The following is a 12,979-nucleotide window of genomic DNA, read 5'->3' as shown; positions in this document are numbered from 1 at the left end:
GCTCCGGTTCCTGCCAACCGGCTACCCGATAGGATGGGGGCAGCGGTTCCGGACGAAGCATATTGTCTCTGGCTTCTAAATTCTGCGGGCTGCGGCGCGTCAAAAAGGCCAGAGGCCGAGCCCACAGCTGTCCCTTCACACTTAGGGATGCCTAACTAGCGGGTGGTTGCCGCCCGGACAAAGATAAAGTGTGGCGAGAGGAGTCCTGTCATGAGTAATGTGGACAGCTTCGGTTCCAAAGGCGTCTTGAACGTCGCCGGGACCGAGTACGAAATATTCCGGCTGAGTGCCGTTGAAGGTGCCGAGAGCCTTCCGTTCAGCCTCAAGGTCCTGCTGGAGAACCTGCTTCGCACCGAAGATGGTGCGAACATCACGGCGGACCACGTCCGCGCCCTGGCCGGCTGGAACCCCGACGCGCAGCCGGACACAGAGATCCAGTTCACCCCCGCCCGCGTCATCATGCAGGACTTCACCGGTGTTCCGTGTGTCGTCGACCTGGCCACCATGCGCGAGGCCGTCAAGGAGCTCGGCGGCGACCCGAAGCGCGTGAACCCGCTGGCCCCGGCCGAACTGGTGATCGACCACTCGGTCCAGATCGATGTCTTCGGCAACGCCGGCGCGCTCGAGCGCAACATGGAGATCGAGTACCAGCGCAACGGCGAACGCTACCAGTTCCTGCGCTGGGGACAGACCGCCTTCGAAGACTTCAAGGTGGTCCCCCCGGGAACCGGCATCGTGCACCAGGTCAACATCGAATACCTGGCCCGCACCGTGATGACCCGCGAGGTCGACGGCAAGCTGCGCGCCTACCCGGACACCCTGGTCGGCACCGACTCGCACACCACCATGGTCAACGGCCTGGGCGTGCTCGGCTGGGGCGTCGGCGGCATCGAGGCCGAGGCCGCCATGCTCGGCCAGCCCGTCTCCATGCTGATTCCGCGCGTTGTCGGCTTCAAGCTCACCGGCTCCATCCCCGCCGGCGCCACCGCCACCGACGTCGTGCTGACCATCACCGAGATGCTGCGCAAGCACGGCGTGGTGGGCAAGTTCGTGGAGTTCTACGGCGAAGGCGTGGCAGCGGTGCCGCTGGCCAACCGCGCCACCATCGGCAACATGAGCCCGGAGTTCGGCTCGACCGCCGCCATGTTCCCGATCGACGACGTCACCCTGGACTACCTGCGCCTGACCGGCCGCTCCGAGGAGAACATCGCCCTGGTCGAGGCGTACACCAAGGAACAAGGCCTCTGGCACGATCCGTCGCACGAACTGAAGTTCTCCGAATACCTTGAGCTGGACCTGTCCACCGTTGTTCCGTCCATCGCCGGCCCCAAGCGGCCGCAGGACCGCATCGCCCTGACGTCCGCCAAGAACCAGTTCCGCAAGGACCTGCAGAGCTACGTCGGCACCGGCAACGAGGACGCCCTGGACGAGGCCCTGGAAGAGTCCTTCCCGGCGTCGGACGCCCCGGCCATGACCTCCACGGTCCGTCACGCTGCCGCTGCGCAGGCCGGCGGCGTGAAGTCCGGCACCGCGCAGGCCGACGACCGTCCCTCCGGCGGTTCGGCCGCCCAGGGACGCCACGTCGCCCTGCCCGGCGACGGCCGCGCCTCCAAGCGCGTCCACGTCACCATGGAAGACGGGCGCGAGTTCGAACTGGACCACGGCGCGGTGTCCATCGCCTCGATCACCTCCTGCACCAACACGTCGAACCCGTCGGTCATGCTGGCCGCGGCCGTGCTGGCCCGCAACGCGGTGGAGAAGGGCCTGGCGTCCAAGCCGTGGGTCAAGACCTCCATCGCCCCGGGCTCCAAGGTCGTCACCGATTACTACGAAGAGTCCGGCCTGATCCCGTACCTGGAGAAGCTCGGCTTCTTCGTGGTCGGTTATGGCTGCGCCACCTGCATCGGAAACTCCGGCCCGCTGGAGCCCGAAATCTCGCAGGCGGTCCAGGACAACGACCTGTCGATCACGTCGGTGCTGTCGGGTAACCGCAACTTCGAAGGCCGCATCAACCCGGACGTCAAGATGAACTACCTGGCGTCCCCGCCGCTGGTCGTCGCCTACGCCCTGGCCGGCACCATGGACTTCGACTTCGAGAAGCAGCCGCTGGGCCAGGACCCGGAGGGCAACGACGTGTTCCTGAAGGACATCTGGCCGAACCCGGTCGAAGTCCAGCAGGTGATCGACTCCTCGATCAACAAGGAGATGTTCGCCAAGGGCTACGAGGGCGTGTTCGAGGGCGACGACCGTTGGAAGGCGCTCGAGACCCCGGCAGGCGATACCTTCGCCTGGGATCCGAACTCCACGTACGTGCGGAAGCCACCGTACTTCGAAGGCATGAGCGCCACGCCGGAGCCGGTGCAGGACATCAGCGGCGCGCGGGTGCTCGCCAAGCTGGGCGACTCGGTCACCACCGACCACATCTCCCCGGCCGGTTCGTTCAAGTCCGACAGCCCCGCCGGCCGTTACCTGCTGGAAAACGGCGTGGAGCGCAAGGACTTCAACTCCTACGGTTCCCGCCGCGGCAACCATGAGGTGATGATCCGCGGCACCTTCGCCAACATCCGGCTGCGCAACCAGCTGCTGGACAACGTGGAGGGCGGCTTCACCCGCGACTTCACCCAGCCCGGCGGTCCGCAGGCCTACATCTACGACGCCGCCATGAACTACCAGGCCGCCGGCACCCCGCTGGTGGTGCTGGCCGGCAAGGAGTACGGCTCCGGCTCGTCCCGCGACTGGGCCGCCAAGGGCACCGCGCTGCTGGGTGTCAAGGCCGTCATCGCCGAAAGCTTCGAGCGGATCCACCGTTCGAACCTGATCGGCATGGGTGTGCTGCCGCTGCAGTTCCCGGCTGGCGAGTCCGCTGCGTCGCTGGGCCTGTCCGGCACAGAGACCTTCTCCATCGAGGGCGTGACCGCGCTGAACGAGGGCACCACCCCGAAGACGCTGAAGGTCACCGCCACCGGCGAGGTCGGCGGCACCAAGAGCTTCGACGCGGTGGTGCGGATCGACACCCCGGGTGAAGCCGACTACTACCGCAACGGCGGCATCCTGCAGTACGTGCTGCGCCAGATCTCGGCGAACTAGCCCCCGGTCCGGCACACACCGCACAGCGGCCCAACGCAGGGCGGGCGTCCGATGGACGTCCGCCCTGCGGCGTCTGGCCAGAGCACCAGCGTGCTGTAGGGCTCGGTCCCCGGCCACGCGTCGGCCGCGTTGTGTGCACCCTCGCACCAGGGGAACGCAGAGTGGCGGAGGGATGGCGGTAGGATTAATCGACGCTTTGTGAAGGAAAGGACCTGCTCTGTGGGATTGCTCGAGACCATCCGCGAGCCGCGCGACCTGCGCCGGATCGACATGGTCCAGTTGCAGGACCTGGCCCGGGAAATCCGCCAGTTCCTGATCACGAACGTCGCACAGACCGGCGGACATCTCGGCCCGAACCTTGGAGTCGTCGAGCTGACCCTCGGCATCCACCGCGTGTTCGACTCCCCGCACGACAGCATCGTCTTTGACACCGGCCACCAGTCCTACGTGCACAAACTGGTCACCGGGCGGCAGGACTTCGGCACGCTGCGGCAGCAGGGCGGGCTGGCCGGCTATCCGGACCGCGCCGAATCGGTGCACGACATCGTCGAAAGCTCGCACGCGTCGTCGTCGTTGTCCTGGGCCGACGGCATCTCCCGCGCCCGCCGGCTGACCGGCGAAGGCGACCGCTACGTCGTCGCGGTGGTGGGCGACGGCGCCCTCACCGGCGGCATGGCATGGGAAGCCGTGAACAACATCGCCGCGGACCGAGCGCGGCGCGTGGTGATCGTGGTCAACGACAACGGGCGCTCCTACGCCCCGACGATCGGCGGGCTGGCCGACCAGCTGGCCGCGCTGCGCCGGACCACCATCGACAAGGTCCGCACCCACCAGGCCTACGAAGGCACCTTGGACTGGTGGAAAAGGAAGCTGCAGTCGGGCGGGTCGCTGGGCCAGTTCGCCTACCGGAGTCTGCACGCGACCAAGAAGGGCATCAAGGACTGGTGGGCGCCGCAGGGCCTGTTCGAGGACCTGGGCATGAAGTATATCGGCCCGATCGACGGGCACGACCTGGAGGCCGTCGAGGCCGCGCTGACGCAGGCCAAGAACTACCGGGGCCCGGTCATTGTCCACACGATGACCGAAAAGGGCCGCGGCTACGCGCCCGCCCGCGCCCACGAGGCGGACCAGTTCCACGCCGTGGGCGTCATCGACCCGGAGACCGGCGAACCCGTAGAGTCCGGCGGCCGGCAGTCCTGGACCTCCGTGTTCGCCGACGAGATCGCCGAGATCGCCGACGAGCGCCAGGACATCGTCGGCATCACCGGCGCCATGCTGATCCCGGTGGGCCTGCAAAAATTCGCCAGTAAGCATCCGGACCGTGTCTTCGACGTCGGCATTGCGGAGCAGCACGCGCTGGCCAGCGCCGCCGGCATGGCCTACGGCGGACTCCACCCGGTGGTGGCCCTCTACGCAACGTTCCTGAACCGCGCGTTCGACCAGCTCCTGATGGACGTCGCGCTGCACAAGGCCGGCGTCACCGTTGTACTCGACCGGGCGGGGGTGACCGGCCCGGACGGGCCCAGCCACCACGGCATGTGGGACATGTCGCTGCTGCAGATCGTGCCGGGGCTGCACCTGGCCGCCCCCCGCGACGCCACCCGGTTGAAGGAAGAGCTGCGCGAGGCGGTGTCCGTCGACGATGCCCCTACCGTGGTCCGTTTCTCCAAGGGCTCGGTGGGGCCAGAGGTTGAGGCCCTGGAACGGCTCAAGGACGGCGTCGACGTGCTGGCGCGCCGGCCGTCCGGCTCCACCGAAAACGACGTGCTGATCGTCAGCATCGGCGCCATGAGCGAACTGGCGCTGGATGTCTCGAACCGGCTCGGCGCCCAGGGCATCAGCTCCACCGTTGTCGACCCGCGCTGGGTGCTGCCGGTGCCCCGCTCGATCATCGGCCTTGCGGCCCGGCACCGGATCGTCGTCGTGATCGAAGACGGCGTGCGCGCCGGCGGCGTCGGATCCCGGATCCGCCAGGAGATGCGTGCCGCCGGTGTGGACACGGCGCTGAACGAGGTCGGCCTCCCGGTCGAGTTCCTGGTCCACGGCACCCGCGCCGAGGTCCTGGAGCGCGTAGGCCTCACCGCGCAGCAGGTGACCCAGGACACCGTCGCGCAGGTGCTGGGCACCAAGGTCCCGTTCGCGCGCCCGCTGCCCGGCCAGGAACTGCCGACCGGCCAGATTCCCAAGATCCAGTGACCCGCCGCATCCCCGCCGAGGCCCGGCCCGGCGAGATGGTCGTGTTCCGCAACTGGAAGTACGACGGCGCTGCCCACTGGCTGGTGCCCGGCACCTACCTCGGCTCCGATGGTTTCGGCGACTGGATCTTCCAGCCGGCCGGCTCGCTGGTTGCCCGGCCTGGCATTGCCTTCTTCGCGGCCTCCGACGCCGTGCAGTTACTGCCACGGGAAGGCGACTACGTGGCGACGTTCTACGACGACACCTACCCGGGCGACTTTCGCATCTACATCGACCTGGCCACCGGCATCCGGGTGGACCCGCTGCTTCCGGCCGGCTGGGAAGTCCAGCTCACGGACATGGACCTGGACGTGGTCCGCTCCGTCAGCGGCGGCGTGTACATCGACGACGAGGACGAATTCGCCGAACACCGGGTCACCATGGACTATCCGCCGGCGCTGGTCGAACGGATCCAGGCCAGCTGCCTGGCGCTCTACGGGCAGGTGGCTGCAGAGGCCGCGCCGTTCGACGGAACGGCCCTGACATGGTTGAACAAAGGACGGACATGAGTTTCCTTCGGGTGTACAAGAAGAACGACGACGGCGGGCTGGTGTTCCGCGAGGCGTGGTTCGACGAAGACTACGGCCAGTTCGTGGTCAACCACGGAACGGTGGGCCACCAGAGCACCACGCAGGAGAGCCGGGACGTCGATGCCGAGGCGGCCGAGTCGCTGATGGACGCGTTCGCCGCCCAGTGCGCCGAAGACGGCTACGCGGAGCTCGCGCCGGGGGAGCAGCACTGGGTGATTGCCCAGTATGCGCTGAAGACGGCGGGCGGCAGCGACCGGGACCGTTACCTTGAGGACAAGGCCAAACGAACCATCACCGAGTACTTCGCCTGGCGCGGTCTCGGAACCGTGGAGAAGACCGAATTCGTCCCGCACAAGCTCAACATCTATGTTCTGGCGCCGGATGCGGCCAGGGCGGTGGCCGGCCTGAAGGTCTGCCTCCGCGAAGCCAAACTGGACTTCACCAAGCTGAGCATCGGCGTCGCGCCGCACGGGGACCTCGCCGCGGTCAAGCAAAAGCATCCGCTGCCGGCCAAGACGGCGTTCAGCCTGTAGGCGCGGCAACCTGGTCCGCCCGGCCGCCGTCGGGGACGGCGCTAGCCGCCCTCGGGCACGTCCAGGCCCGCGGCGCGCGCCGCCTCCCGGTAGGCGGCCGCCAGCGTAGCCACGCTGTGGTGGGCGTTGAGGCCGCTGGGATTCGGCACCACCCAGACCTCGGCGCCGCCGAGCGTTTCCGGTTGCCGGCCCAGCTGCGCCTTCGGCCGCTCAAAACCCACCCGGTAGGCGGTCACTCCCGCGACCGCCACCACCCGGGCCCCCAGGGTTTCGACTCGGGCCGCCAGGCGCCGGGCCCCGGTCCGCAGTTCCTCGGCATCCAGCTCGTCCGCCCTGGCTGTAGCCCGCGGGACAATGTTGGTGATGCCCACGCCGCGGTCGATCAGGTGGTTGCGGTCGGCAGGCGCCATGCCTTTCCCGGCGTAGATCTGATGGTCGGTGATGCCGGCCGCCGCCAGGGCCGGATAGAACCGGTTGCCGGGCCGGGCAAAGTGCGAGCCGGTGGCAGCCGACCAGAGGCCGGGATTGATGCCGACGAACAGCAGGCGCAGGCCCGGGCCCAGCAGATCGGGGACCAGCGCGTCCCGGTAAGCGAGCAGTTCAGCACGGGTAAAGGCCACAAAACCACTCTTTCACACGGCGTGCCGTCCCGGCCGCGAAACCGGCCGCATGCTCAGCCTCACGGCCCCAGCTCCGGACAGACGAAGGCACGGCGCCCAAGAAGGTGCGCCGTGCCCGTGCAGCGGCCCGCCGAGGCGGGCCGGCGAATCAGTCGGTACCGGCGTCGAACGCCGCGCGGTCCAGCGCCTCGTCGGCCGCGCGGTCTGCCGGGTCGAGCTGGGCGGTGTCGGCGATTTCGCTCGCGCCGCCGGCTTCCAGCGCGCCCACCAGCTCGGCGGTGGGACCGCCCACCAGGCCCTGGGCCGCGTACTGCTCCAGGCGGGCGCGGGAGTCGGCGATGTCCAGGTTGCGCATGGTCAGCTGGCCGATGCGGTCCAGCGGACCGAAGGCAGCATCGCCCACGCGCTCCATGGACAACTTGTCCGGGTGGTAGCTGAGCGACGGGCCGGTGGTGTCCAGGATGGTGTAGTCCTCGCCGCGGCGCAGCCGCAGGGTGACCTCGCCGGTGACCGCCGAGCCCACCCACTTCTGCAGCGATTCGCGCAGCATGAGCGCCTGCGGGTCCAACCAGCGGCCTTCGTACATCAGGCGGCCCAGGCGGCGGCCCTCGGCGTGGTAGCTGGCCACGGTGTCTTCGTTATGGATCGCGTTGAGCAGCCGCTCGTAGGCGATGTGCAGCAGGGCCATGCCCGGGGCCTCGTAGATCCCGCGCGACTTGGCCTCGATGATGCGGTTCTCGATTTGGTCGGACATGCCCAGCCCGTGGCGGCCGCCAATGGCATTGGCCTCCTGCACCAAAGCGACGGCGTCGGCAAACTCCGTGCCGTTGATCGCCACCGGGCGGCCGGCCTCGAAGCGAATGGAAACGTCTTCAGTGGCGATCTCGACGTCCCCGCGCCAGAAGGCCACGCCCATGATCGGCTCGACGGCCTCCAGGCTGGTGCCCAAATGCTCCAGCGTCTTGGCCTCATGCGTGGCGCCCCAGATGTTGGCGTCGGTGCTGTACGCCTTCTCCGCGGAGTCGCGGTAGGGGAAGTTGTGCGCGGTCAGCCATTCGGACATCTCCTGGCGGCCGCCGAGCTCGGAGACGAAGCGCGGGTCGAGCCACGGCTTGTAGATGCGCAGCCGGGGGTGGGCCAGCAGCCCGTAGCGGTAGAACCGCTCGATGTCGTTGCCCTTGTAGGTGGAACCGTCGCCCCAGATGTCCACGCCGTCTTCCCGCATGGCGCGCACCAGCAAGGTGCCGGTCACGGCGCGGCCCAACGGGGTGGTGTTGTAGTAGGAACGGCCGCCGCTGCGGATATGGAAGGCGCCGCAGGCCAGCGCGGCCAGGCCTTCCTCCACGAGCGCGGGCTTGCAGTCCACCAGGCGGGAGATATCCGCGCCGTACTCGGTGGCGCGGCCGGGCACCGCGTCGATGTCCGGCTCGTCGTACTGGCCGAGGTCGGCGGTGTAGGTGCAGGGCACGGCTCCGCCGTCGCGCATCCATGCAACGGCAACGGACGTATCGAGTCCACCGGAGAAGGCGATGCCGACGCGTTCGCCGACGGGAAGGGAAGTCAGAACTTTGGCCATGGTTTCGATCATATGTGCAGCGGCACCCAAAGACAGAAGCGGCAACGCCGCGGCCCCCTGCGTGACGTGTCCGAACTCACTTGCGCGTCCGGGACGGGGGCCGGAGCCGGGATAGGATGCGAGGCGAACGGCAAAACCCCCAGTGACAAGGATGTAGCGATGGAATACCGGCGTCTCGGCAAATCCGGCCTCACCGTCTCGACGGTGGGACTCGGCTGCAACAATCTTGGCCGGTCCAACACCCCGACGGAAACGCAGGAAGGCACGGACGCGGTGGTCAAGGCCGCACTCGACGCCGGCGTGACCTTTTTCGACGTCGCCGACAGCTACGGGAAGACTCCGGGGCTGAGCGAGGAGTTCCTGGGCAGGGCGCTGGGATCGCGGCGCGACGACGTGGTGGTGGCTACGAAGTTCGGCATGGACATGCGGGGCGCCAACGGCGAAGACTTCGGCGCCCGCGGCTCGCGGCGGTACATTGTCAGGGCGGCCGAGGCGTCGTTGCGGCGGCTGGGCACCGATTGGATTGACCTCTACCAGTTCCACACGCCCGACCCGTTGACTCCGGTCGAGGAGACCCTGTCCGCGCTGGACGACCTGGTCCGCGCCGGCAAGGTCCGCTACATCGGCCACTCCAACCGGGCCGGCTGGCAGATTGCCGAGGCGGAATTCACGGCGCGGATGGGCGGCTACACCCCGTTCATTTCCAGCCAGAACCACTACAACCTGCTGGACCGCCGGGCAGAGCTGGAAGTCGCCCCTGCTGCCGAGGCCTACGGGCTGGGCCTGCTGCCGTACTTCCCGCTGGCCAACGGCCTGCTCACGGGCAAGTACAAGAACGGCAAGGCGCCGGAAGGCAGCCGGCTGACACACTCGCGCACCAACTTGCTCAAGGACGCCGACTGGGAGCAGTTGGGCGCCTTCTCCCGCTTCGCCGCCGACCGCGGACTAACGGAAATCGAGGTGGCCTTTTCCTGGCTTGCCACCCGTCCCGCAGTCGCGTCGGTCATCGCCGGTGCCACGAAGCCGGAACAGATCCGGCAGAACGCCCAGTCAGCGGGCTGGCACCCGACCGCCGAGGACCTGGCCGAGCTGGAAGGCATCTTCCCCGCGGTGCCGAAAGTGGCCCTGTTCTGAGACCTCCGAGGGGGCCGCGGCGGGAGCCGATGGAACGTTGGGAAGGCTTTTACGTTGAGGGCGCCAAGCAAGGCTGCCTCTACCGCCGGTGGGCGGATCACGTCCTCACCACGCGGATGGCTTTCGGGAGCGGGCCGGAGGGGTACCGCGCGGAATCCGTCATCCGGTTCGAGCCCGGGACGCGGCGGTGGGAGTCCTCTTCTTACCGGCAGGGGCCGGGCCGCCCCGAGGCGATCGCCCGCCGGGAAGACTTCGGGCTGACCGACACGAGCCTGCCCAGCTACGGGGAGTACCTGCTGTTGGCGGAAATGCTCGACTCCGGCGCCCAGGCCGTGGAGTACTTCCGGCTGGACGACGCCGCGCCGGCCGAACCCGACAGCGGGGCATGGGCGCGGGTATCGCTGGCCGGCACCGAGACGGTGGGGCTGCCGGACGGCAGCCGGCCCTCGTGCGACCGCTACGACGTCGTCCTAAACACCGGAACGACGGCACCTGGCGGCGGCCTTTCCACCCCGACGGACTATCGACCGGATACCGGGGCGGAGCTGGTCGGCGTTCACTGGGCGTCGGGCGGCCGTGTGGTCAAGAGCGACTGGCGAGGAGCCGAGTCCTTCCTCGCTCCGGATCGCGGGACTGCCATCGCCGGCCTCGACCGGGCACTGATTGACTTCCTGGACACCGGATACGGTGGCCGGCCGGCTGGGGCCGACTTGGACGCCCGCCCCGAGGGCTTCCAGACGGTCCATTTCAGACGGTGACGGTGATCCACTCGCCGTCGATAGCCGCCGCGAAACGCGGAAGCGGAGCGGGTGCCGGACCGCCGGTCACTGTGCCGTCGGCGAGCGCGAAGGTCGAGTTATGGCAAGGGCACACGAATTCGGCCTTCGTCGGGGTCACGCCGCATCCCTGGTGCGTACAAACGGCGCTGTAGGCCAAGACGGTGGTTTCGTCGGGGCGGTGGATGAGGATCTTCTCCCCGCCTGCCTCGCCGCTGGCGCTGCCGCCAACCGGCACGTCGCTGAGCTTCCCGACCCGGACCGGCGTGCCGTCGCTGGCAATCGGGGAAGCGGACGCACCTTGTGCTCCTGTGTAGTCCTGCAGCGGGGAACATGCGGTGAGCGCGCCCATCGAACCGACGGCGGTCGTGGCGGTCAGGATGGCGCGGCGCGAAGGCAGGGACGAACTCATGTCCGCTATTCTCCCGGACGGTGCCGGTGAATTTCCAAACGGAGCGGTGATCGCTCGCGCAGCGTGTCAGCGATCACACCACCACGGTGATCCATTCGCCGTCAATGGCCGCCGCAAAGCGCTGCAACGGTTCCAACGCCGGCCCGTCGAGAACCGTGCCGTCTGCGGCGCTGAAGACCGAGCCGTGGCACGGGCAACGGAACTCCGCGCCCGCCGGCGCCACGGTGCACCCTTGGTGCGTGCAGACTGCGCTGTAGGCCAGGACGGTAGTCTCGTCGGCGCGGTGGATGAGGATTTCCTGCCCGCCCGCTTCGCCATTGGCGCTGCCGCCAACCGGCACGTCTGCGAGCTTCAGGACCTGTACAGCAGCGCCTCCGGAGGTGGCCGGGGCAGGTTTTCCGCCGGCCTCGCCGCCGCCGTTCCCCGCCGGCGCACAGGCAGCCAGTACACACGCCGAGCAGGCCGTTGCGGAGGCGGCCATGACCGAGCGTCGCGAGGGACCGGCATCGGGATTCATGCGCTGACCTTCCCCGTGGGCAGTATGGGTGCCTTTCGCAAAGGGTAGACGTCCGGGCCCATGGGTTGGTTCAGCCAGCTCATGAAAGGGTTTTCGCGCAGGAACCTGCAGTACTTGGCCACCGTTGCCAAAGCCTGGCCGGATGCAATCCGGTCTGGCTGTGTCCGGCGTCTGTCCTAGGACGGAACAGGAGGATCGGATGAGCGTGTGGAGGGATGGTGGAGTCTTGTCGGTTCAGGAAAGCGAACGCGTTCAGCGGGCGTCGCTGAAGCCTGCAAAGGGTTCTGCTGGGATTCCTTGACGTCGGAACGACCGCGAGGGGTTCAGGGCTTCATTCTGCGGTTGTCCCCCACTCCTGCAACCACCCATAATGACGGTGTGGCTATGTCGCTGCTGTTCGGCATCGTGACTTCCAGCGCCCTGATGCTGGGTGGATTTATCGGTGTGCGTTTCGAACTGCCCAAACGCGTCCTGGCGATCATCCTGTCCTTCGCAGCGGGCGCCCTGGTCACCGCCCTGACTTTCGAACTCTTCGAGGACGCCTACCAGCGCGGCGGCATCTGGCGCGCAGCGGTCGGCCTGTTTGTCGGCGCGGTGGTGTTCACGACCTTGAGCGCGCTGCTCGACCGCTGGGCGCAGGCCGGGTCGAACCCGGTTGCGGCGGACGAGTACCGGGGCAGCCCCAAGCTCGATACCGACGCCGCCGCCACCGGGCGTGCGCCGGGGCCGGCATCCACCCGGGGTGCGGCCGGTCTGGCCCTGCTGGCGGCCGCCACGCTCGACGGCATACCGGAGAACCTGGCGCTGGGCGTCTCCCTGGGGGAGGGGACCGGCGGGCTGGCGCTCCTGGCCGCGATCTTCGTCTCCAACCTGCCCGAGGCCCTGGTCGGGGCAGCCTCGATGCGCAGCCAGGGCATGTCCAGGCCCGCCATCATCGGACTGTGGGGTGTGTGCTCAGTGCTGCTGGTCATCGCCGTCGTGGTCGGTGCCGGGCCGCTGTCCGGTACCGACCCAGAGACGATCTCGCTGCCGCTGGCCTTCGCGGCCGGCGCGGTGATCGCCGCACTGGCCGACACCCTGATGCCGGAGGCATACGAACACGGCGGACCGGCGGTCGCCCTGAGCACCGCGGCCGGGTTCGTGCTCTCGTTCCTGCTGTCCCTCGCGTGAGAACCGGCGCCGCTAACGACCCTCCGTGCCCCCGCATCGACCCGGACGGGCACCTGGAACCGGCGAACGAAGGAACGCCGTATTCCATCCGTACCCCGACAGGAGGCCCCGTCCTGCCGGGGGAGGAGCGCACCGGCGCGACCCGCATCGGATGCACAAGTCGCTGTTCCACGAGACCATATGCGCCGTTATCTGGGGTTCCGAGTTAGTCCGCAAGGTTTGTTCGATCTGGAGATGGGCACCGGCGGCTCGTTCAACAACTGCGCCCGGTTCACGCCCAGCGCGAACCACCGGCGGTTCCCCCTGGCAGACCGCTGGCGAGCCGGGCGAAAACCGCACCTACCGCGGAACCCGGCGCTTCGATACCACCGGCATGTCGCAGGTCGAGA

At 68.4% G+C, this 12,979-nt stretch carries 11 protein-coding genes; 7 read left to right on the top strand and 4 right to left on the bottom strand.

Annotation, left to right across the window (positions count from 1 at the left end; all coding sequences use genetic code 11):
• The first annotated feature begins 210 nt into the window (after nucleotides 1-210).
• The 4 genes from AC5RTY_RS07565 (at nucleotide 211) to AC5RTY_RS07550 (ending at nucleotide 6,385) form a co-directional block, all read left to right on the top strand.
• Nucleotides 211-3,087: an aconitate hydratase gene (locus tag AC5RTY_RS07565; RefSeq protein WP_494139307.1), complete on the top strand. Its 2,877-nt coding sequence runs from the start codon at nucleotides 211-213 to the stop codon at nucleotides 3,085-3,087.
• A 219-nt stretch (nucleotides 3,088-3,306) separates the two neighbouring features.
• A complete protein-coding gene (gene dxs, locus AC5RTY_RS07560; RefSeq protein ID WP_494050034.1) occupies nucleotides 3,307-5,283 on the top strand; it encodes a 1-deoxy-D-xylulose-5-phosphate synthase in 1,977 nt (658 codons plus the stop codon).
• Nucleotides 5,280-5,831: a DUF402 domain-containing protein gene (locus tag AC5RTY_RS07555; protein ID WP_494139306.1), complete on the top strand. Its 552-nt coding sequence runs from the start codon at nucleotides 5,280-5,282 to the stop codon at nucleotides 5,829-5,831. The genes dxs and AC5RTY_RS07555 overlap by 4 nt, the downstream gene beginning before the upstream one ends.
• Complete coding sequence (locus AC5RTY_RS07550) at nucleotides 5,828-6,385, top strand: hypothetical protein (protein WP_494050032.1); 558 nt, start codon at nucleotides 5,828-5,830, stop codon at nucleotides 6,383-6,385. The genes AC5RTY_RS07555 and AC5RTY_RS07550 overlap by 4 nt, the downstream gene beginning before the upstream one ends.
• A 41-nt stretch (nucleotides 6,386-6,426) precedes the next feature.
• Here the strand turns inward: AC5RTY_RS07550 and mug are convergent, their stop codons facing one another.
• Nucleotides 6,427-7,005, bottom strand: coding sequence for a G/U mismatch-specific DNA glycosylase (gene mug, locus AC5RTY_RS07545; protein ID WP_494139305.1), 579 nt, complete (start codon nucleotides 7,003-7,005; stop codon nucleotides 6,427-6,429).
• 148 nt (nucleotides 7,006-7,153) lie between these two features.
• Complete coding sequence (argG, locus tag AC5RTY_RS07540) at nucleotides 7,154-8,581, bottom strand: argininosuccinate synthase (RefSeq protein WP_494139304.1); 1,428 nt, start codon at nucleotides 8,579-8,581, stop codon at nucleotides 7,154-7,156.
• A 159-nt stretch (nucleotides 8,582-8,740) separates the two neighbouring features.
• Here argG and AC5RTY_RS07535 point away from each other — a divergent pair, with 159 nt between their 5' ends.
• Both AC5RTY_RS07535 and AC5RTY_RS07530 read left to right on the top strand, forming a co-directional pair.
• Entirely contained in the window at nucleotides 8,741-9,715 is a 975-nt protein-coding gene (locus AC5RTY_RS07535; protein WP_493999531.1) for an aldo/keto reductase, read from the top strand.
• A 29-nt stretch (nucleotides 9,716-9,744) separates the two neighbouring features.
• Complete coding sequence (locus AC5RTY_RS07530; protein WP_494139303.1) at nucleotides 9,745-10,473, top strand: hypothetical protein; 729 nt, start codon at nucleotides 9,745-9,747, stop codon at nucleotides 10,471-10,473.
• Here AC5RTY_RS07530 and AC5RTY_RS07525 read toward each other — a convergent pair.
• Complete coding sequence (locus tag AC5RTY_RS07525; protein ID WP_493999534.1) at nucleotides 10,463-10,903, bottom strand: Rieske (2Fe-2S) protein; 441 nt, start codon at nucleotides 10,901-10,903, stop codon at nucleotides 10,463-10,465. The genes AC5RTY_RS07530 and AC5RTY_RS07525 overlap by 11 nt on opposite strands.
• A gap of 73 nt (nucleotides 10,904-10,976) precedes the next feature.
• Entirely contained in the window at nucleotides 10,977-11,420 is a 444-nt protein-coding gene (locus AC5RTY_RS07520) for a QcrA and Rieske domain-containing protein (protein ID WP_494139302.1), read from the bottom strand.
• 378 nt (nucleotides 11,421-11,798) lie between these two features.
• Between AC5RTY_RS07520 and AC5RTY_RS07515 the strand changes: the two genes are divergently transcribed.
• Nucleotides 11,799-12,590 carry a ZIP family metal transporter gene (locus AC5RTY_RS07515; RefSeq protein WP_494013846.1) on the top strand — a complete coding sequence of 264 codons (792 nt, stop codon included), beginning with the start codon at nucleotides 11,799-11,801 and terminating at the stop codon, nucleotides 12,588-12,590.
• Nucleotides 12,591-12,979: the final 389 nt, after the last annotated feature.

Source organism: Arthrobacter sp. Y3224055 (assembly GCF_059090825.1).
This window is presented reverse-complemented; position numbering and strand designations above follow the sequence as displayed.